Below are 20,863 nucleotides of genomic sequence, written 5' to 3' on the forward strand. Positions count from 1 at the left end.
CTGTTACCGCTCGACTTGCATGTGTTAGGCCTGCCGCCAGCGTTCAATCTGAGCCATGATCAAACTCTTCAATTAAAAAGTTTTATGTCTTTCGACAGCTCAATGAATTCTGAATTTATTTAATATCTTTCGATATTGAATTGACTGTGCTGCAATTCCTACCTAAGTAGTTATTGCTGTTGGTCACTCAGTTTCAATTGAGACTCTAAATTTGTTTGCCTCACTACCTAAGTAGCTTGGCTGTTAGAACTCAATCTGTACGAGTGCCCACACAGATGATTGCTTTATATTGTTAAAGAACGTTGCGATTAAAGCGCTTAACTTTATCTCGCTAGGGCTGCGCATACTACGCTTTCCTATTTTTTTGTCAACACTTAATTTTAAACTTTCTTTTTGGAAGATTTAAAACCGAAGTTTTATTTAACTCTCTGAGTAGTTCGCGTCTCGCTAAGCGTTGACGTTTCCCGTCTCAGTGGGGTCGCATTATAGGGAGCCGCAGATTTTACGCAAGCGTTTTTATCGCCTTTTTTGCATTTAATTTTTACCCCAAAGATACACAAGCCAGGCTCACAGGTTACCCACAAAACCCTGTGGATAACTGCGCTTTTTATTCCTTAAACAAGCTTACTGTTATATTGCTATAAACTTAAAAATGTAAAAAGCACCTAGATAAGGTGCTTTTAAAAGTAATAGTTATTAAGTTTTAGTACAAAATACTATATAACTTGCGACGATACTTTGCTGCAAGTGCATCACCGTCGGGTAAAGAGGCAATAATAGCTAAAAAACTTGGTTTTGCTTCGTTAAAATTCAGATCTTTTTGCAGCACTGTAAATAGTACATCTAATGCTTCTTCTTTTCTGCCGGCTTCATTGAGTAAAATACTTAGCTCTTCTTTTAATTCTAAGTCATTTGGGTACTTTTCTACTTGTTGTTGCTTTTCTTTAATCTCTGGTGAATCTTTTGCTTCAAGCGCAGCTTCGCATTTTGCTTTTATATTATTAAAGTAAGCATCTTGCTCTTGTACATCTATTGTATTAATTAGTGCTTGCGCTTCATCTACTTTATGAATTTGAATACATATATCTGCAAGTACTAATTTAATACGCGCGTTGCTGTTGTCAATTTCATAAGCTTGCTTTGCATAATTAAACGCGGCATTTAAATCTGACTTTAATAATGCTTGCTTTGCTTGCTCTAATAGTAAGTCTTGTTGAGCGGGTAAATGTTTAGCTAATGCTTCACGAATTTTCGCTTCAGCTTGGGCACCCGATAATACATCAACGGGCGCTGAGTCTTTTAACAACACCAGTGTTGGTAGTGTTTGTAAACCAACTTGCTGTGCTAATTGCGAAGCCAGAGCTTGCTCGGCATCGCAATCTAAATTTGCTACTACTATATAGGCGGTATATTCAGCGGCTAATTTATCTAATATTGCTGCCTGGTTAATACATTCAGGACTTTGCGCTGAGTAGAAGTTTAGCAGTACCAACTTTTGTTGTGATGTTTCGCCGAGTACTTGCTGAAAATTTTGCGCGTTGATACTAACTATGTTGCTCATTGAATTGATTGCCATATTCATTTATTTAGGTTTTTATATGGTGCTGAACATAATTATTACAAGTCATATATCTAAATCACTTGGATATACATTTATCTCAATAAGGGAAAATCATGAAGTTAACTTACTTAGGCACAGCGCTATTATTAGCTAGCCCTCTATTGGCGGCTAAATCATTAGACTTAAATTTACATAGCAGCATGCCAGCCATTGAAAGCTTTTACCTCGATCTGCATCAATCACCCGAGCTTTCGTATCACGAGCAACAAACCGCAAAAAAAATAGCAGCGCAGTTAAACAAGCTTGGTTTTGAAGTTACAAGCAATGTAGGTGGTTTTGGCGTTGTAGGCATTTACAAAAATGGTGATGGCCCCACAGTAATGATACGTACCGATACCGACGCCTTACCTATTACAGAACAAACAGGTAAGGCGTATGCTTCTAAAGTAACAGTAATAGACGAGCACGGTGCAAAAGTAGGTGTTATGCACGGCTGCGGTCACGATATACATATGAGCTCATTCATTGGTACTGCTGAACAACTAATTGCTCACAAAAATGCATGGCAAGGCACGCTAATGATGGTGGCACAACCCGCAGAAGAAGTAGGCGGTGGCGCTAAAGCCATGCTAAAAGAAGGCTTATTTAGTAAATATGCAAAACCTGATCACATAATTGCGCTACATGTAAGTGCAAGTGTGCCTGCCGGTAAAGTTGCGATGAAAAACGAATATACTATGGCCAGCGTCGATTCTGTTGATATAACTATAAAGGGTAAAGGCGGACATGGAGCTTATCCGCATACCACTATTGATCCGGTTATTATTGCTGCGCGCACTGTGCTTGCACTGCAAACTATTACGAGTCGTGAGCTTTCACCATTAGAGCCATCAGTTATTACTGTTGGATCTATTCATGGTGGCTCAAAACATAATGTAATTTCTGATGAAGTAAAGTTACAACTTACATTACGCAGCTATAACCCTGATATTAGAAATGCACAAATTGCAGCAATTAAACGCATTACCGCCGGTATTGCACAAAGCGCAGGCCTAGAGGAAGCGCTCTACCCTAAGGTGCAAGTACATGAAGATGAGTCAATTCCATCTACATATAACAATCCGGCACAAACCAACCTTGTGCGTCAAAGTATTGCCAGCGCTATTGGTGATGAAAATGTGCTTGAAACCCTCCCTGTAATGGCAGGTGAAGACTTTGGCCTATATGGCCGCACTGACGAAAATATTCCTATCACACTATTTTGGCTCGGTGGCGTTAACCAAGCAAAATATGCAAGTGCAATAAAAGCGGGCAAAACATTACCTTCACTGCATTCAAGTAAGTTTGCCCCTGACTATAAAGTCGCACTACCAACTGGCATTAAAGCCATGAGTAATGCAGCGGTAACTTTGTTTAATCAATAGTTTTATTTAAATAATAGCTCTGTAGTTAACCTGTAACAGAGCTTTTTTTATAACTCGACTTTTTATAAGGCGTTTTTTGGCCACGTTTAATAAAACGCTTTTTAGCTGAAGTTTTAGGCAGCTTTGCAAATACATTGCTATCGCAATTTGCAGCTTGTTGTACAAAACTATTTAAGTCGGCAAGTAAAGGCTGTAAAAATTGCTGATAGCTCATTACTTGCTGTGCAATATCACCTAAGCTCGATTCCCATTTAGCGGTTAAATCGGGGCGAACTAAACCTTGCGGCAGCACGCTAATAAGTGCACTCCCGGTTTCGGTTGTTTTAATTAATTTGCCTTCACGTTTTAAAAAACGGCGTTTAAATAATAATTCAATGATCCCCGCTCGCGTTGCCTCTGTGCCTAAGCCATCGGTGTCTTTAAGTACTTTTTTTATCTGTGGATCTTGTACATAGCGGCTTATGCCTGTCATGGCTGCAAGTAAAGTCGCATCACTAAAGTGCGCTGGCGGAGAGGTATATTTTTCAACAACTTCCCCCTGTGAGCAAAAAAGTAACATGCCTTTTGTTAAAGGCGGTAGCGTGGCTTCATCTTTTAATTCAGACTTACCCATTAGCACCTTAAAACCCAAGCTTACATCTTGCTTTGCATTTGCTTTAAATAACCCGCCAGCAATAGTTATCTCTGCTTTAGTTTCGTTGTAAATATAGTCGGGATAAAACTGTATTAAATAATGACGACATATTAATTGATAAACCTTTGTCTCATCGCTACCTAAACTTGCCGACTTTAACTGTTTTGCCGTAGGGACAATGGCGTGATGCGCAGCCACTTTTGAATCGTTAAAACATTTACTACGTTTTTTACTATCAGCTGCTTTTACTAACTCAACACCTTGCCCGCCATTAGTGCTTATAGCTTTTAAAATAACAGACGCATCTTGGTGATGATCATTAGGTAAGTAGCGGTTGTCTGAACGCGGGTAGGTAATTAACTTATGACGCTCATAAAGAGTTTGGCATATATCCAGCACCTTTTGCGCTGGCATAGCAAATGCTTTTGCCGCGTCTATCTGCAAAGCAGATAAGTTATAAGGCAGTGGCGCAGTTTGTTTTTTTTGCTTTTGTTCAAGCGCCGTTAGCTCAGCATTTTGCTGTGTGATACGCGAGGCTACGTTTTCAGCCAATGCTTTATTTAATACTCGCCCTTCTTCGTCTTGATAAGGCTCACATGCCTTACTGGGTATCCATTTTGCACTAAATGATTGTTTTTCGGGGGTGACTAAGTGGGCTAATACTTCATAAAATGGCTTCGATACGAAATTTGCTATGTCATTATCTCTATTAACCACCAAGCCAAGTATGGGTGTTTGTACTCGTCCCACAGAAAGTACGTTACCAAACCCAGCTTTTTGCCCTGCTAAAGTATAAGCGCGGGTTAAATTCATACCAAACAACCAATCAGCACGAGAGCGCGCTAAGGCTGAAACGCTCAACGGAATAAACTCACGGTTAGATCGCATAGTCGTTAATGCTTTTTTTACTGCAGCTAAGTTTAAATCACTAATTAATAAGCGTTGAATATGCTGCTTTTTAGTTTTACTTATTTTGGCTTCTTCAATAACTTGATCGACAAGTAATTGCCCTTCTCTATCGGGATCACCTGCATGCACTAGTGCTGTAGCCTGTTTGATTAGCTTTTTTAACACAGTAAGTTGCTTGCGAGTTTTAGTTTTTGCTTTTAATTGCCACTGCTCAGGAATGATAGGTAGGTGCTCAAACTGCCACTTTTTAAAGCGCTCATCATAGTCATCGGGCTCGGCTTGCTCGAGCAAATGACCAATACACCAAGATACGCAATCACCATTTGCAACTTCAATGTAGCCATCGTGCTTTTTGTGCGGTTTTGGTAACGCGTCGGCAATAGCACGCCCTAATGACGGCTTTTCGGCAATATAGAGTTTCATAAGCAAGCTCTTTTACTGTTTATATACACAGTAGTTTAGCATATCAATTCACAGCGTGGGATGTTTTTATTAAACCGTACTATTTAACAACTCTGAGGTATTTGGCTGAGGTGGTGACTTTTAGTTAATTTTGACTAAAAGTCACCTGAAATCAATTACACTTAGTTTGCTTAAGCCAAGTGTATTTTTAATAAAATGACTGCTACCTTACATCGATAGGATCAGACTCTTTGGCCTTTCCTTGTAAAATAGATATTTCAACGCGACGATTACGACGGCGATCTTCATTGCTGTCATTTGGCACTAACGGCCGGGTTTCAGCACGCCCTACTACCATCATTCTATTTTTATCAAATCCAACTACTTTTTGCAGCTCACTGGCTACTGCAACTGCACGCTTAGATGAAAGATCCCAGTTATTAATATATAACTCGTTTGAAACCTGAAAATCGTCGGTATGCCCAGACACAGTAATTTCTCCAGGCACATCTTTTAATAGCACGCCAATTTCTTGAATAATGGGTTTAAACTTAGGTTGTAAAAATGCACTACCCGAAGGGAAAGAGCCATTTTCACGAATACGAATAATTATTTGCTGCCCTAATGATTCAAGCTCTATGGCACCATCAATTATTTGTTTTTCTAATTGCTGGGCGATTTTTTTAACTAAGTCGTTTGTTTGCTGTTGATCGGCCGCTGAAATTGCTTGCTCCGATGCTTGCTCTTTGGAAGTACTACGCGACTCGCCACCACGTTTATCGCCCCGCTGCTCTTGCCTTCCGCCTGCTGAGCTTTCATCACCTGCCTGAAACTCTAACATTTGCTGGGTCATTTCTACCGTTTGCTGTTGAATTGTTTCAATTGGGGTAGGCTCTGGCTTGCCCGGAGTAAACTCCATAGCAATAACTGATGTGCCTTTGGGAATATCTTTAACTTCTATTTTATTTTGTACACCAAATGCAAATTTCATCGAACCGGCAATTTGTTTAAATTTAAGTACATCCATTTCAGAAAACGCAAGCAAGAGCACAAAAAAGCACATTAATAGCGACATTAAATCTGCGAATGTCCCCATCCACGCAGGTAAACCTGGGGGTGGGCACTTGCACTCTTGATCAGACATAGTTAATCCTCAGTGTTTACTTTACGTTTTGATTCTGCAAGATAGTTTTTCAAAATACCTTCTATTACTTTTGGATTTTGACCATCTTGAATACCTAAAACCGCATCTAAAATTAAACGTTGATTCATTGCCTCTTCGTCTTTACGCAGCTCCAATTTTGTTTGAATAGGAATAGCGACTACGTTAGCTAAAAATGCGCCGTATAATGTGGTTAACAATGCCACCGCCATAGCCGGACCAATTGCTTTAGGATCATCCATATTAGATAACATCGCAACTAAGCCTATTAAGGTGCCTATCATTCCCATTGCTGGGGCTATATCACCCAAAGATTTAAATAAAGTAGCACCCGACTCATGCCGTGCTGTAGTTAATGAAATATCTTTTTGCAGTGTGGCCCGCACTACGTCTGCGTCGTGGCCATCTACTAGCATGTCAACGCCTTTGCGCATAAATGGATTCGGTATTTCTGCCTCTTCAAGTGCTAAAAACCCGCCTTTACGTGCTGAATCTGCAAGTTCAACTGCTTTTTCGATTAACTCTTCTGGCGACTCAAGCTTAAACATAAACGCTTTGGTAACCACCTTACCTATGCCAAAAAACTGTGACATAGTAAAGTTTGATAAAACGATAAATAATGAACCGCCAAATACGATTACAACAGAGGGCGTGTTGTAAAACATAGCCATTTCACCGCTACTACTCATAAACATGGACATGACAATTAAGCCAATTGCGCCAAGGATCCCAATAATGGTTGCTAAATCCACATTCCCTCCAAAGGTTTTTGCTTTTATATGCAAACGTTTGTTATTAATTGTTTATCGGCAAGATACTGAATTGCTTAAGCCATTTTTTATAGATAAACATAAAAAGCTGGATTAAGCACTATTCTAGATCAACTTGTGTTATCTATCTAATTATCAATTTTTTAAAACATAAAACGTTTATTAACGAAAAAACCATTTCATCCTTTGACCTAGTTTAGCATTCCCCCTAAAATTGACTTCTAAATTTATTATGTAAGTTGAAATAAAGATGGCGACTAAAAAACCTGAAAACTTAAGTTTCGAGCAAGCACTAGAAGAATTAACAACAATCGTTAGTGAAATGGAACAAGGTGATTTATCGCTTGAGCAGTCATTAAAACAGTTTGAGCGTGGCATTGCTTTAGCAGGCGCATCGTCTAGTAAGTTGCAACAAGCTGAGCAAAAGGTGGCTATTTTAATGGGCAAAGATGAGAAGTCTGTATTAACCGACTTTGATAATGATATGGAATAGCCGTGACTATTAAAGAACTTATTACACATGCTCAAACTGATGTAGCCAATACTCTTAACCTTTATTTTGACCAATCGCTTAATACTGACGAGACCATAAAAGCCGCCACCCATTATAGTTTAATGAATGGCGGCAAAAGATTGCGTCCTTTTTTGGTTTACGCAACGGGTAAAATGCTCGGCGCAGATAAGCAAGATTTAGACGTACTTGCTGCAGCTATAGAATGTATTCATAGCTACTCGTTAGTTCACGATGACTTACCAGCTATGGATGATGATGAATTGCGTCGCGGACGCCCAACCTGTCATATAGTGTACGGTGAAGCACACGCAATTTTAGCCGGTGATGCACTGCAAGCTTTAGCATTTGAGTTAATAGCCAAGCATAATTTTAACTGTAGTGCTCAAGCTCAAGTTAAAATGATTGCTGAACTGGCACATGCCTCTGGGTTACAAGGTATGGTGGCAGGCCAAGGGCTTGATATTGCAGCTACTGATAAAGTAATAACCGTGGCTGAACTTGAGCGTATTCATAAGTTAAAAACCGGTGCGCTAATAAGCTGTGCAATTACACTGGGGGCTTTGTGCTCGAACAATGTTAGTCAAAACACGTTAGAAAATTTAGTCACTTTTGGCTATGCCATAGGGCTTGCATTTCAAGTACATGACGATATTTTAGACGTAGAAGGCGATACCGTTACTTTAGGTAAGCCTCAAGGGTCAGATATCGCTGCGAATAAAGCGACATATCCCGCTTTATTAGGTATGCTAGGCGCTAAAGAAAAAGCGCAAAACTTAATACAACAAGCCCATGCAGCGTTAGCAAATATAGACGCCGATACCAGTGCTTTAGCGTCACTAGCTAACTATTTAATTGAACGTGACCACTAAACACGGCTTAAATGTATTGCAACTTAGCACTAAAATTATTACTGAACATCAAATAACTCAAACAACGCGTTTGCACAGTTAGTTGATGTTAGCGAAGGACATATATAAAACCATGACACTTGATAGCAGCAAGTATCCATTACTTAATTTGGTTAACGAACCAGCCCACTTGCGAGACTTAGCACAAGATAAGCTTCCTGCATTTAGCCATGAGTTGCGTGACTACTTACTCAACTCGGTATCGCAAAGTAGCGGGCATTTAGCGTCTGGTTTAGGTACCGTAGAGCTCACTGTGGCACTACATTATGTGTATAACACCCCAGATGATCGCCTTGTATGGGATGTAGGCCATCAAGCTTACCCACACAAAATACTCACCGGGCGTCGCGATTTAATGCACACCATTCGTAAAAAAGATGGTTTGCACCCTTTCCCATTTCGCGAAGAAAGCCAATACGATACGTTTAGTGTGGGCCACTCTAGTACCTCTATTTCAGCTGCGTTGGGCATGTCTATTGCTGCGCAAAAAGAAGGTAAAGGACGCAAAACGGTTGCCGTTATAGGCGATGGTGCTATTACAGCAGGCATGGCTTTTGAAGCCATGAACCACTTAGGTGATGTAAAATCAGATATGTTGATCATTTTAAATGACAACGAAATGTCGATTTCTGAAAACGTTGGCGCGTTAACAAATCACTTTGCCCGTATTTTATCGGGTAGCTTTTATACTAACATTCGCGAAGGTAGTAAAAAACTACTCTCGGGTGTGCCACCAGTTAAGCAACTTGCCAGTAAAATGGAAGAGCATATTAAAGGGATGATGATCCCTGGTACCTTCTTTGAAGAATTAGGCCTAAATTATATTGGCCCAATTGATGGCCATGATGTAAACATGTTAGTAGATACGCTGCGTAATATGCGTAACTTAAAAGGCCCGCAATTACTGCATATAAAAACCCAAAAAGGCAAAGGGTATAAACCCGCTGAAGCCGACCCTATTGGCTATCACGGCGTACCTAAGTTTGATCCTAATACATCAAGTTTACCTAAATCAAAACCCGGTGCGGCTACATTTTCTAATGTATTTGGCGACTGGTTATGCGACATAGCAAAGCAAGACAGCAAGCTTATGGCGATAACACCGGCTATGCGCGAAGGCTCTGGCATGGTGCGTTTTTCAAAAGAGCATCCTGATCAGTATTTTGATGTTGCGATTGCCGAGCAGCACGCTGTAACCCTAGCCGCTGGTTTTGCTTGTGAAGGCTTAAAACCCGTTGTCGCAATTTACTCAAGCTTTTTACAACGTGCGTACGATCAGCTAATTCACGATGTAGCGCTGCAAAACTTACCTGTGTTATTCGCTATTGACCGTGCTGGTATTGTTGGCGCAGACGGCGAAACACATCAAGGTGCGTACGATTTAAGCTTTATGCGCTGCATTCCAAATATGGTCATTATGGCGCCAAGCGATACAAATGAGTGTCGCCACATGTTATATACTGGTTATCAAGCAAATTGCCCTGTTGCTGTGCGTTATCCGCGTGGTAGTGCTGGTACGGCAGAAATTGCAACTAATATGCAATTACTTGAAATTGGTAAAGCCGATGTTGTTAAGCAAGGTGCTAAAGTGGCTATATTGTCATTTGGTACATTACTTGAAAACGCGCAACTAGCAGCTGATGAACTCAATGCGACTTTAGTTAATATGCGCTTTATTAAACCGCTTGATACTGCGTTACTCAATGAGTTAATAAACAGCCACGATGTAATAGTAACGCTTGAAGACAATGCAATTTCTGGCGGTGCTGGCTCTGCGGTTAATGAGTATTTAGCAACGCAAAAAGCACAGGTTAGCATTCTTAACTTGGGTATCCCTGATGAATTTATTAAGCACGGTACACAAGACGAAATGCACGACGAAATGGGCTTAGGCGAGCAAGGAATATTAACTGCTATCAAAGCGTTTATTAATTAACCTCCTACTCATTTAAAGCATATTAAAAAAGGAGCCTAGGCTCCTTTTTTAATATCTAAATATTAGTTACTTATCGCATCCATACTTTAATATCAGCTAAACCATTGGCTTGTAGCAAGCCTATTTGCTGTTCAACATTAGGGTTTTGCTCAAACTCAAACGCATCTAACTGCTCATCAAAGGTAATATTAGCGACCCCATCGCCACCGCGTTTTTTAACTTGATGCAGTGCAATATCAGCTAAATTAATCGAGGTTTCCCAGCTAATAACTTGGCCACCTAATAATGGTAGCGGATAAAACGACCAACCAATTGAGGCCGAAATATGAGTGCTTTTACCATTTGGCAATTGAAATCCATGTTCGGCAATTCCTTGGCAAAGATCCGACACATAGCTGTCAATTAAGTTACATTTAAAGTCACGTAATAAAAGTAAAAATTCATCGCCGCTCCAACGTGCCACATAATCTGAGCCCTGAGTACGCGAATTAAGTAATACCGCCATTTGCTGCAAACAACTATCTCCGGCAATTGGCCCATACGCATCGTTAATACGGCTAAAATTATCTAAGTTTATAATTAATAATACTAGCGACTTGCCCTGCGCTTGCAGTGACTGTGAGTTACGCTGAAAATGTTCAATATCTTTAGGTAGTTGGTCGAACAAAAAGCGGCGGCTACGTAACCCTGTAAGCTCATCTGAATGGCTCACCAGCTTAAGCTGTGAGTTAACCTTATTAAGCTTATCGTTTGCTTGGCGAAGCTCTAAGGTACGATCAGTGATCAACCCTTCTAACACTTCTTGTTTACGGCGCTCTTGCGCTCTAAATACCCAAAACACTAAATAAAACAATAAAACGAAACCACTTGTGATCAGTAATCTAAAGTAAATTGTTTCATCAAAACGCTCAGGTACTACAAAAGCGTAATCAACAGATTGGGCTATGTTCCAATCCTCGCCTTGGCGTTTTGTTTCTAACTGAAACAAAAATGCACCGGCTGGAAGGTTGGTATAAATAGCTTCGCGGCGAGTATTAGCGTATCGCCAGTCAGTATCTAAACCATTTAATTTATATCTAAACTCAATACTATTTGGCGCGTAATAATCTATAGCTGTGTATTTTAAAGTAACATCGCGCTCGTCTATTTTTAATCGCGGTTTATTACCTAATGCAGCTGTGGTTAAACTACGTAATGGTGTAGTTAATGTTTCTATTTTAGGTTTTAAACCACGTAAACCAAACAGCTCAACGCTTTTAGGTATTTCAACTACACCTTGTAAACTGGGATACCAAATGGAGTTATCCATATCAACAACCGCGTCATGCCCTAAGCCATTACAACATTGGCTCGCTTTACCATCGAGTTGGCGATCGAACGAGGAAATAACCTCTTCAACTTTTAAGCTTTGGATCTGCGTTTTAAATTGATCTACCGGCATCCGATAAACACCTTTCATGGTGCTTACCCATATTCTTTTTAATTTTTCATCGTACTTTAAGCTAAAAATAGAACCATAGGGTAAGCCATTTGCCGCATCTAATTGCTGCCATTGTCCTTGTCCACTACGATAAAACAAACCATCGTTTAACGAGCCAACTAATATTCCAACTCCATCTATATGCAAAATACTGGTTACATAAGCACTTTCTAAGGTAGTTTGGTCGCCTATTTTTTCTATTCCTCGGTCAGTAAAGTAATACGCGCCTTTACTAGTACCGATAATGCCAAAGTTTGGTGCATCTAATACAAAAGTAATAAACTTACTGCCTAAAAATGCATTATAAGCAAAGGGCCTTAAACCACTATAATTGAGTCGATACAAACCTCGGCCAGTACCAATCCAAAATCCGCCTCGGGTAGCTGAGCTAATCGCAAATACCGGGTTGTCGTTTAATGCGCGCCCAGGAAAGCTGTAAAGTGTGTCGTCTTCATAAAAGAATAACCCCCGCCCAGTAGCAATATAAAGCCGATCGCCATCAAACTGTAAATCATGCACCGAGGCATGCCCATACTTGCTACTGTTTATTATATTAATAAAGTTTTTATTGGTATCAAAGTAACCAACACCGCTTCTGTTAGCTATCCACAGTTTGTCATCGGGTGATTTACTAATCGCCATTACCGTTTCAGTCATTTTAGAAATTGCCGAGTGACGCTCAATGCGACCTTCGTGTGCCAGCCATAAACCTTCACTAAAACTGGCTAGCCAAACATTATTTTGATCATCGCGAAACATGTCAGCAAACCAAATACTTTGATCTAACTGACTTGGCTCAACCCATTGCCAATCACCTGACTTGCCACGAAATAATAAACGCCCATAAGTAGATACCCATAAGCCACCATTGGTGTCGCTCATAAATTTATAAACTGCAGAGTTATTCACATTAGGCAGTGGGAAAGAACGTAGTTCGTCATCTAAATCTAAAAAATAAGCACCCAACTCAGAGGCTAAATATAAATTACCATTTAAAAAAGAGAGATCGTGCACTATGGTTTGCGCTAAGCTGTCGGGTAATGACACTTTGGCAGTAAGCTCTAAGCGTAATTTAGAAAAGTCGGCAGCGCTTTTTGTCAGGCGCAGTAAATGTCTGTCGTTTACTAACCAAATACCTTCAGGTGCGAGCGCCATTTTGCTCACAGAGCCAACTATTTGAGTAATAACAGTGGGATTAACTATGGGTGATGGCTCATTAGTTTGATCGCGTAAATCAACCAAACTACGATCAACATAATACAGGCCATTAGCGGCTATCCAAATACCGCCTTTAGAGTCCTCTAAAATATCTCTAACCGGGCCTTTAATATTAAACTCTTGTGCACTAAGTGTTGCAGGGTCAATAACCACTAACCCATTTTTGGTGCCGATCCACAAAAAGCCTTGGCCATCTATTAGTAATTTATTAATACCATTACTTGGTAAAAAAAGACTATTTTGCGTGTTGTAGTTGGTAAAAGTATTGCCGTCAAAACGACTTAAACCAAATTGAGTTCCCAGCCACATATAACCTTGTTGGTCTTGCACAACACTTTTGAGTGATTGCGAGGGGAGTCCATCTTTAATATTCCATTGTTTAACTACGTAATCAGTAATTGAGGCCCAACTTGGCATAGCACAGGTTAGTAGTACAAAAACTAGTAAAAATCGCATCATATTGCTGCCACCTAGCTAAACAATCAAATAATAAATTAAAAGGGTAGTAAACCTACTTTTATCAGCGCTTGCAAACAAATAAGTGAAAATATACCTGCAAGTACGTCATCAATCATAATTCCAAATCCACCATGGGCACGCTTGTCGAGCACACGGATAGGGCCTGGTTTGACTATATCAAAAAAACGAAACAGTAAAAAACCAACCAATAATGTTTGCCAGCTCAGTGCGGCACCAATCATAGTGATGTAATAGCCTGCCACTTCATCCCATACAATCGCGGGGTGATCGTGTACCCCTAAATCATCAGCGGTTTTGCCACAAGCCCAAATACCAAAAACACTGATCACTACAGCAAATACTATTTGTAACCACAACGGGTAGTGCATGGTTATAAAAATAAAAGGTAAAGCGGCCAAAGTACCAAATGTGCCTGGGGCTATAGGTGCAAGCCCAGTACCAAAACCTAAACCAAAAAACTGATGTGGACGCTTTAGGTTAAATAAACGCTTGTTGTTCAACTTAAATCCTTAGAAAAGTGCTCAAAACCTTGGTGCTTAAAAGTAAATTTTTCGCCTTTATGTAACAGGTCAATTTGCCCTTCGCCACTTTTTATTTGGCCAATACAAATTGCCTCTACGCCATATTGACGCAGTTTTACATCAAGCATACTTTTATTGCTATCAGGCACGGTATAAAGCAGTTCATAGTCGTCGCCGTAATTTAGTATAAACGGTAATTGTTGTTCAAAATCAAGGCTAGCTTTCATTGCATCCGAGGTGGGTATGCTTTCAATATTAACCGTTGCGCTAACCTGCGACATATTTAGTATATGGCCTAAATCGGCTAGTAAACCATCTGAAATATCAATAGCAGAAGACGCAAGCCCACGTAATACCTGCCCTGCAGCCACTCTAGGTGTAGGGAAGTTAAGGCGCTTTTTAATATGTTTTAGATGCTCAGGTTCAATCGTTAAGCCTTGCTTGCGAGACTCTATTGCAAGCCCCGCATCTCCTAACGGCCCAGTTACAAAAATCCAGTCACCTACTTTTGCGCCATTTCGGCATAGTGCAGTGCCTTCAGGTACTGTACCTTTTGCACAAATAGTAATACTCAAAGGTCCTTGAGTCGTGTCGCCACCAATTATTTGTACATTAAAATATTCGGCAATTTCATGCATGCCGTCAGTCAATTCTTCAATCCATTGCTGATCAATACTCGGAAGTGTTAAAGCGATAGAAACCCATGTAGGCTCTGCCCCCATTGCCGCTAAATCACTTAAATTTACAGCCAATGCTCTGTGCCCGAGTGCGCGAGGTTCAATGTCATCAAAAAAATGTACACCAGCAACGAGCGTATCGGTTGTTATAGCAAGCTGACAATTTTGCGGCACAGTAACTAATGCGCAGTCATCTCCAATCCCTAAATTAACATCGCGGCGAGTAATACCACGGCCTTTAAAATAACGATTAATTAATTCAAATTCCTTCATACACAAAAAAGCCGACCTATGCCGGCTCTCCTTTTTAACGGTAATTTATACCAGCCAGTTTTGATAAAATAATTATCAAAAACCTGACTAAATATTACTTACGTAAATGCTTAACTGCTTTATCAAGTACACCGTTTACAAATTTATGGCTATCTTCAGCGCCAAACATTTTAGCTAATTCAATGCTTTCGTTGATAGCCACTTTGTATGGAACATCTTCACGAAATTTTAGCTCATAGCTGCTTAAACGTAATATTGCGCGTTCAACCATATCTAACTCATCGAATGGACGGGTTAAATGCGGTGATACAGCCTCGTCTAGTTGCTTATAATTTACCGCAACGCCACTGGCTAAATCTTTAAAATATTCAACATCAATTTTAGTCACGTCGTTTTCGATCAACATTTGTTGTTCGATATCGGCAATTGCATTGCCACTTAATTGCCAAGAATAAATGGCCTGAAGTGCTAATATACGTGCTTTACGTCTTGCTGCTGGTTTCACAAAAATTCCTTAAACTTAAATTTTATCTAACACATTAACCATTTCAAGCGCGCCTAAAGCAGCTTCGCCGCCTTTATTGCCCATTTTGGTGCCAGCACGCTCAATTGCTTGTTCAATGCTTTCTGTGGTTAATACGCCAAATGCAACCGGTATATCATACTCAAGTGATACTTGCGCAAGACCTTTGTTTGATTCGCCAGCAACTAGGTCAAAGTGTGGAGTACCACCTCTGATCACTACGCCTAATGCGATGATTGCATCATACTGTTTTTTTGCCGCAATACGTTTCGCTGCTAAAGGTAATTCAACCGCGCCAGGTACATAAACTACGGTAATATCGTCATCCGATACACCACCTGTGCGTTTTAATTCATCAATAGCGCCTGCTAATAAGCTACTACCAATAAAGTCATTAAAGCGAGAAATGACAATGGCAAATTTTTTGCCCGGAGCGTACTTACTACCTTCAATAATTTTCATTTGATAACCTTAAAAATAAGTTTGAGCGATTTCGATTGCGCAAAAATTCCAGCGCATCATACCATAAAAATAAAATAATAGCCTAGCGTCTAATTACTGCGGCTCTATGTAGTCAACAACTTCTAAATGAAACCCTGAAAGTGCATGATACTTTTTAGGGCGACTCATTAAGCGCATTTGTTTAATGCCTAAATCGGCTAAAATTTGTGAACCCACGCCTACAGTACGAGACGTACCTGTAAATTTATTCGGTGTTACGTCTTCACCCGAATCTTCGGCTGCAAACGCCTTTACGGTTGCCTCAAGCTCTGCGGTACTTTCTTGTTTGCCTAAAATAACTAATACACCATTGTGCTTAGCTATATAAGCCATTGCGTCAGACACGCCCCAGCTACGCTCAGAGTTTCTATCTGAGAGTAAAATATCGTTAAAGGTGCTTTGTAAATGCACTCGCACTACGGTTGGCGCTTGTTGTTTTATTTCGCCTTTTACTAATGCGTAATGTAGCTGTCCGTCAATGGTGTCTTTGTAGGTTACTAAATCAAACTCACCGTGCTCGGTAGGTAACTTACACTTTGCCACTTGCTCTATCGTGGTTTCGTTTAAGTTACGGTATTCAATTAAATCAGCTATGGTGCCAATTTTAATATCGTGCTGTTTAGAAAACACTTCTAAGTCAGGACGGCGCGCCATAGTGCCATCTGCATTGAGTATTTCAACAATAACCGATGAAGGCTCAAGCCCTGCTAAACGGGCTAAGTCGCAGCCTGCTTCAGTGTGCCCTGCACGCGTTAAAACACCGCCAGGTTGTGCCATTATAGGAAAAATATGCCCAGGCTGTACTATATCGCTAGGCACTGCGCCTTTAGCTATAGCGGCCTGTACTGTACGTGCTCTATCTGCTGCCGAAATACCTGTAGTAACGCCTTTTGAAGCTTCTATCGACATTGTAAAATTAGTTGAAAACGCAGCACCGTTATTTTTTACCATAAGCGGTAAATCAAGTTGCTCGCATCGCTGTTGCGTCATAGTTAAACAAATTAAACCACGGCCATGCGTGGCCATAAAGTTAATAGCTTCTGCACTAATATGCTCGGCGGCAATAATTAAATCGCCTTCATTTTCCCTGTCTTCATCGTCCATTAAAATAACCATTTTACCGGCTTTAATGTCTGCGATAATTTCTTCTGCGCTGTGTAAGTTCATAATTCACTCTTATTAGTTGTTAGTTGCGTTACTTAATAAAGCCCGCTTTTGCGAGTAAGCTCATTGAAATATCAGCGCCCGTAGGCTGCTCTGCGCCTTTTATAAGCCGCTCTAAATAACGCGCAATTTGGTCGACTTCCAAATTAACTTGGGTGCCCACTTTAAAATTAGCTATCGTAGTTTGCTCGCTAGTATGGGGCACAATCGTTAATTTAAATTTATTACCTTCTACTGCGTTCACTGTTAGGCTAATACCATCAATACATACAGAACCTTTATACGGTATGTATTTCATTAGGTTTTCATCTGTGGTTAGCCAATATTCTGTAGCACGTGCATTTGGCGTAATGGCGGTAATTGTAGCAATGCCATCAACATGGCCAGACACTAAATGCCCACCTAAACGCGAAACCGGTTGCATGGCTTTTTCAAGATTAACTGTTTGCCCTAATGTGTAATGAGCAAAACCAGTTAAATCTATCGTTTCATTCGATAAGTCGGCACTAAAACCATCGGCATGTTTATCAACAACAGTTAAACACACACCATTAGTGGCAATACTATCTCCTAACTTAACATCACTCATATCAAGGTCAGGGCTTTGTACACGAATAGCTAAATCGCCTTGTTTTTTTTGTAATAAAGCAATTTTGCCTGTGGCTTCTATTATCCCAGTAAACATAGCATTACTCTTTTGTATCAAGTGGTTTTAATGAGCTTTTTACTGCGCTAATACGTAAATCATCACCTATACGCGTACACTCATTAAAAGTTAAATTAATCGTATTTTGCATACTGATCAACTCAGGAAAATTAACTAAACTCTTGCCATCACACCCAATTAATTTAGGCGCTAGATAAAAAATAAATTCATCTATTAAATCCAGTTCAACCATTTTACCCGCAAGGGTTGCTCCAGCCTCTAGCCACACAGTATTAAATTGCAGCTTTGCGAGCTTTTTTAAAACCGCGGTTAAATCAACTTTTGAATTACTAGCAGTTACTACTATATGCTTTACAAAATGCGGCCAATGTTGCGATTTATCAACCTTGGTAGTAAAAATTATTATTTCACTTTCAATAGCAAATAAAGCAAGATTTGGGGTTAAACGATTTTGCGAGTCAATAATAACACGCACAGGTTGGCGAAGCGGTAACTGTGTAGGTAATGCCTGCGGTAATTCATTTTTACGCACATTTAATTTAGCGTCATCTACTAATACTGTGTCGGCACCGGTTAAAATAGCGCAACTTTGTGCACGATATAACTGTACGTCTTGGCGTGCTGCTGCGCCTGTTATCCACTTACTTTGGCCATTATTAAGCGCCGTTTTACCATCAATACTGGCGGCCATTTTACACGTTACATAGGGCAGGCCATGCTCCATGCGTTTAAAAAAGCCTAAATTAAGCGCCCTAGCCTGTGCTTCAAGTAACCCATACGCAACCTCAATACCAGCGTCGCTAAGTATTTTCAGCCCCTTACCAGCCACTTGTGGATTACTATCGACCATGGCGGCAATTACTTTTACTACACCGGCGGCTTTTAAACCTTCTGCGCACGGTGGTGTACGACCATAATGGCTACATGGCTCAAGCGTAACATAAGCAGTTGCGCCTTTTGCTTTACTGCCAGCCATAGCAAGTGCATTTACTTCTGCATGCCCTTGTCCGGCAAGCTGATGAAATCCCTCGCCTACTATTTCATTGTTTTTAACTAATACACAACCTACGTTTGGATTAGGCGTGGTAGTAAACCGGCCTTTTTTAGCCAGTTCTATAGCACGTGCCATATACATTTCGTCATCTTGGTTAAAAACACAGTCGCTTTGCATACTTACTCCCCTAAACGGGCAATTTCTTCGCCAAATTCGCGAATATCTTCAAACGAGCGATACACCGAGGCAAAGCGCACATAAGCTACTTTATCGAGCTTTTTAAGCGCTTCCATAATGCACTCTCCCACTAAATGGCTCGAAACCTCTCGCTCACCGGTTGCGCGTAATTGCGACTTTATTATATTAACTACTTCTTCTACTTGTTCGGTACTTACGGGGCGTTTTTCCAGTGCGCGGTTTAAACCATTTAACAATTTATCTTCGTTAAAGGGTTCGCGGCTGCCATCTTGTTTTATTACCCGTGGCATAACCAGTTCTGCGCCCTCAAACGTAGTAAAACGCTCATGGCAGTCATTGCATTCACGACGACGACGCACTTGGTGACCACCGCCAACCAGGCGAGAGTCAATAACTTTGGTATCTTTTGCGGTACAAAATGGGCAATGCATAGCTAGGTACTTCCGTTTTAAAAAACAAAAAAGGCCGCTTTAAAGCGGCCTTTATCTTAGCAAAAAACTAAGCGATTGTGATCTAAATTACTGTTTTACTTTTATTAAGCGTAAACAGGTAGTTTTGCACAAATTGCTTTTACTTTTTCTCTTACTTGCGCCTGTACTGATTCATCATTGATGTTATCTAGTACGTCACAGATCCAGCCAGCAAGCTCTTTAGATTCTGCTTCTTTAAAACCACGACGAGTGATTGCAGGTGAACCAATACGTAGGCCAGATGTTACAAACGGTGAACGTGGATCGTTAGGCACTGAGTTTTTGTTAACTGTAATATGAGCGTTACCCAAAGCAGCATCAGCATCTTTACCGGTAATATCTTTATTGATTAAATCAAGTAAGAATAAGTGGTTTTCAGTTTTGTCAGATACAATTTTGTAGCCACGTTCCTGCATAACAGCAACCATAGCTTGTGCATTTTTAACAACTTGTGTTTGATATACTTTAAATTCTGGTTGTAGGGCTTCTTTAAATGCCACAGCTTTAGCAGCAATAACATGACATAAAGGACCGCCTTGGCCACCAGGGAAAACAGCACTGTTAAGCTTTTTGTAAATAGCTTCGTCGCCACATGCCGAAATAATTAAACCACCACGAGGGCCTGCTAAGGTTTTATGTGTAGTTGTAGTAACAACATGTGCGTGAGGAACTGGGCTTGGGTAAATACCCGCCGCAATTAAACCAGCAACGTGCGCCATATCTACAAAAAAGTAAGCGCCAATTTTATCAGCAATTTCACGTAATTTAGCCCAATCAACAATACCTGAGTATGCTGAGAAGCCACCAATAATCATTTTTGGTTTGTGCTCAAGTGCTAGCGCTTCAACCTGTGCGTAATCAATTTCGCCTGTAGTTTCATCTAGGCCATACTGAATTGCATTATAAAGCTTACCTGAAAAGTTTACGTGTGAACCATGCGTTAAATGGCCGCCATGAGCTAAGCTCATACCAAGTACAGTGTCACCGGCGTTTAACAAAGCTAAAAAAACAGCCGCATTTGCTTGCGAACCAGCATGTGGTTGTACGTTTGCATAGTCAGAACCAAATAGTTCGTTAGCACGGTCAATCGCTAATTGCTCAACAACGTCTACATGCTCACAACCGCCATAGTAACGTTTGCCCGGATAACCTTCTGCGTATTTATTAGTTAACTGTGAACCCTGTGCTTCTAGTACGCGTGGGCTACAGTAGTTTTCAGAAGCGATTAATTCAATGTGATCTTCTTGGCGCGCAGTTTCTTTTGCAATTGCGTCAAATAACTCTGGGTCAAAATCTGAAATATTCATGCTACGTTCTAACATTGGGGTCTCCTGGGGCAAGGTGTATGGTATTTTTTAGAGGCTTTATTGTACGCTTAAAACGACTATTTGCCTACGCTCTTAAGTTGAGGATATTTAAACAGGGATTGAATTTATTTCACAGGCTTTTTAAGATGATATTTTTTAATCATTACATA

Annotated in this window: 18 protein-coding genes and 1 rRNA gene; 4 read left to right on the top strand and 15 right to left on the bottom strand. The window is 40.4% G+C overall.

The genetic code is table 11. The features are described 5' to 3' along the window. Together I6E78_RS14910 and I6E78_RS14915 are read right to left on the bottom strand one after the other, a co-directional pair. A 16S ribosomal RNA gene (locus I6E78_RS14910) occupies positions 1-75 on the bottom strand; the annotation flags it as partial. 628 nt (positions 76-703) lie between these two features. Continuing rightward, positions 704-1,561 (bottom strand): tetratricopeptide repeat protein, encoded by an 858-nt coding sequence (locus I6E78_RS14915; protein ID WP_197182811.1) that lies wholly within the window; start codon positions 1,559-1,561, stop codon positions 704-706. Between the two features lie 113 nt (positions 1,562-1,674). On the opposite strand from I6E78_RS14915, the gene I6E78_RS14920 reads away from it, so the two are divergent. Beyond that, positions 1,675-2,985, top strand: a complete 1,311-nt coding sequence (locus I6E78_RS14920) for a M20 metallopeptidase family protein (protein ID WP_197182812.1) — start codon at positions 1,675-1,677, stop codon at positions 2,983-2,985. A gap of 25 nt (positions 2,986-3,010) precedes the next feature. Here the strand turns inward: I6E78_RS14920 and I6E78_RS14925 are convergent, their stop codons facing one another. From I6E78_RS14925 to pomA, 3 genes are all read right to left on the bottom strand, one after another. Continuing rightward, positions 3,011-4,951, bottom strand: a complete 1,941-nt coding sequence (locus tag I6E78_RS14925; protein WP_197182813.1) for a DNA topoisomerase III — start codon at positions 4,949-4,951, stop codon at positions 3,011-3,013. Positions 4,952-5,153: 202 nt separating this feature from the next. After that, positions 5,154-6,074, bottom strand: a complete 921-nt coding sequence (locus tag I6E78_RS14930) for a flagellar motor protein MotB (protein WP_011329012.1) — start codon at positions 6,072-6,074, stop codon at positions 5,154-5,156. A gap of 2 nt (positions 6,075-6,076) precedes the next feature. Beyond that, positions 6,077-6,844: a flagellar motor protein PomA gene (gene pomA / locus I6E78_RS14935; protein ID WP_041454537.1), complete on the bottom strand. Its 768-nt coding sequence runs from the start codon at positions 6,842-6,844 to the stop codon at positions 6,077-6,079. 268 nt (positions 6,845-7,112) lie between these two features. Between pomA and I6E78_RS14940 the strand changes: the two genes are divergently transcribed. The 3 genes from I6E78_RS14940 (at position 7,113) to dxs (ending at position 10,220) form a co-directional block, all read left to right on the top strand. Further along, positions 7,113-7,355, top strand: coding sequence for an exodeoxyribonuclease VII small subunit (locus I6E78_RS14940; protein WP_011329014.1), 243 nt, complete (start codon positions 7,113-7,115; stop codon positions 7,353-7,355). Positions 7,356-7,357: 2 nt separating this feature from the next. Beyond that, complete coding sequence (gene ispA / locus I6E78_RS14945) at positions 7,358-8,245, top strand: (2E,6E)-farnesyl diphosphate synthase (protein ID WP_089368677.1); 888 nt, start codon at positions 7,358-7,360, stop codon at positions 8,243-8,245. A 112-nt stretch (positions 8,246-8,357) separates the two neighbouring features. Beyond that, positions 8,358-10,220, top strand: a complete 1,863-nt coding sequence (gene dxs, locus I6E78_RS14950; RefSeq protein WP_086993171.1) for a 1-deoxy-D-xylulose-5-phosphate synthase — start codon at positions 8,358-8,360, stop codon at positions 10,218-10,220. Positions 10,221-10,290: 70 nt separating this feature from the next. On the opposite strand, the gene I6E78_RS14955 is transcribed toward dxs, so the two are convergent. From I6E78_RS14955 to glyA, 10 genes are all read right to left on the bottom strand, one after another. After that, positions 10,291-13,377 carry a ligand-binding sensor domain-containing diguanylate cyclase gene (locus I6E78_RS14955; RefSeq protein WP_011329017.1) on the bottom strand — a complete coding sequence of 1,029 codons (3,087 nt, stop codon included), beginning with the start codon at positions 13,375-13,377 and terminating at the stop codon, positions 10,291-10,293. 35 nt (positions 13,378-13,412) lie between these two features. Beyond that, entirely contained in the window at positions 13,413-13,898 is a 486-nt protein-coding gene (locus I6E78_RS14960) for a phosphatidylglycerophosphatase A family protein (protein WP_011329018.1), read from the bottom strand. Further along, positions 13,895-14,869: a thiamine-phosphate kinase gene (gene thiL / locus I6E78_RS14965; protein ID WP_041454538.1), complete on the bottom strand. Its 975-nt coding sequence runs from the start codon at positions 14,867-14,869 to the stop codon at positions 13,895-13,897. Before thiL ends, I6E78_RS14960 begins: the two co-directional genes overlap by 4 nt. 94 nt (positions 14,870-14,963) lie before the next feature. Continuing rightward, positions 14,964-15,374, bottom strand: a complete 411-nt coding sequence (gene nusB, locus I6E78_RS14970) for a transcription antitermination factor NusB (protein WP_011329020.1) — start codon at positions 15,372-15,374, stop codon at positions 14,964-14,966. A gap of 15 nt (positions 15,375-15,389) precedes the next feature. Further along, complete coding sequence (gene ribH / locus I6E78_RS14975) at positions 15,390-15,854, bottom strand: 6,7-dimethyl-8-ribityllumazine synthase (protein ID WP_011329021.1); 465 nt, start codon at positions 15,852-15,854, stop codon at positions 15,390-15,392. A gap of 93 nt (positions 15,855-15,947) precedes the next feature. Continuing rightward, positions 15,948-17,060, bottom strand: coding sequence for a bifunctional 3,4-dihydroxy-2-butanone-4-phosphate synthase/GTP cyclohydrolase II (gene ribBA, locus I6E78_RS14980; protein ID WP_011329022.1), 1,113 nt, complete (start codon positions 17,058-17,060; stop codon positions 15,948-15,950). A gap of 28 nt (positions 17,061-17,088) precedes the next feature. Next, positions 17,089-17,742: a riboflavin synthase gene (locus tag I6E78_RS14985; protein ID WP_086993175.1), complete on the bottom strand. Its 654-nt coding sequence runs from the start codon at positions 17,740-17,742 to the stop codon at positions 17,089-17,091. A 4-nt stretch (positions 17,743-17,746) separates the two neighbouring features. Further along, positions 17,747-18,895, bottom strand: coding sequence for a bifunctional diaminohydroxyphosphoribosylaminopyrimidine deaminase/5-amino-6-(5-phosphoribosylamino)uracil reductase RibD (ribD, locus tag I6E78_RS14990; protein WP_197182814.1), 1,149 nt, complete (start codon positions 18,893-18,895; stop codon positions 17,747-17,749). 2 nt (positions 18,896-18,897) lie between these two features. Then, positions 18,898-19,347: a transcriptional regulator NrdR gene (gene nrdR, locus I6E78_RS14995; protein ID WP_011329025.1), complete on the bottom strand. Its 450-nt coding sequence runs from the start codon at positions 19,345-19,347 to the stop codon at positions 18,898-18,900. 104 nt (positions 19,348-19,451) lie between these two features. Then, positions 19,452-20,708, bottom strand: coding sequence for a serine hydroxymethyltransferase (gene glyA / locus I6E78_RS15000; protein WP_011329026.1), 1,257 nt, complete (start codon positions 20,706-20,708; stop codon positions 19,452-19,454). Positions 20,709-20,863: the final 155 nt, after the last annotated feature.

It is taken from the genome of Pseudoalteromonas sp. NZS127, from assembly GCF_015864805.1.
Taxonomy (GTDB): Bacteria; Pseudomonadota; Gammaproteobacteria; order Enterobacterales; family Alteromonadaceae; genus Pseudoalteromonas; species Pseudoalteromonas nigrifaciens.

Excerpts from the sequence above, each read along its gene's own strand:
- I6E78_RS14940 (WP_011329014.1), top strand. The coding sequence starts at position 7,113 with ATGGCGACTAAAAAACCTGAAAACTTAAGTTTCGAGCAAGCACTAGAA.
- dxs (WP_086993171.1), top strand. The coding sequence starts at position 8,358 with ATGACACTTGATAGCAGCAAGTATCCATTACTTAATTTGGTTAACGAA.
- I6E78_RS14920 (WP_197182812.1), top strand. The coding sequence starts at position 1,675 with ATGAAGTTAACTTACTTAGGCACAGCGCTATTATTAGCTAGCCCTCTA.
- ribD (WP_197182814.1), bottom strand. The coding sequence starts at position 18,895 with ATGCAAAGCGACTGTGTTTTTAACCAAGATGACGAAATGTATATGGCA.
- I6E78_RS14930 (WP_011329012.1), bottom strand. The coding sequence starts at position 6,074 with ATGTCTGATCAAGAGTGCAAGTGCCCACCCCCAGGTTTACCTGCGTGG.
- I6E78_RS14985 (WP_086993175.1), bottom strand. The coding sequence starts at position 17,742 with ATGTTTACTGGGATAATAGAAGCCACAGGCAAAATTGCTTTATTACAA.
- thiL (WP_041454538.1), bottom strand. The coding sequence starts at position 14,869 with ATGAAGGAATTTGAATTAATTAATCGTTATTTTAAAGGCCGTGGTATT.
- I6E78_RS14925 (WP_197182813.1), bottom strand. The coding sequence starts at position 4,951 with ATGAAACTCTATATTGCCGAAAAGCCGTCATTAGGGCGTGCTATTGCC.
- nrdR (WP_011329025.1), bottom strand. The coding sequence starts at position 19,347 with ATGCATTGCCCATTTTGTACCGCAAAAGATACCAAAGTTATTGACTCT.
- I6E78_RS14915 (WP_197182811.1), bottom strand. The coding sequence starts at position 1,561 with ATGAGCAACATAGTTAGTATCAACGCGCAAAATTTTCAGCAAGTACTC.
- glyA (WP_011329026.1), bottom strand. The coding sequence starts at position 20,708 with ATGTTAGAACGTAGCATGAATATTTCAGATTTTGACCCAGAGTTATTT.
- I6E78_RS14955 (WP_011329017.1), bottom strand. The coding sequence starts at position 13,377 with ATGATGCGATTTTTACTAGTTTTTGTACTACTAACCTGTGCTATGCCA.
- ribH (WP_011329021.1), bottom strand. The coding sequence starts at position 15,854 with ATGAAAATTATTGAAGGTAGTAAGTACGCTCCGGGCAAAAAATTTGCC.
- ribBA (WP_011329022.1), bottom strand. The coding sequence starts at position 17,060 with ATGAACTTACACAGCGCAGAAGAAATTATCGCAGACATTAAAGCCGGT.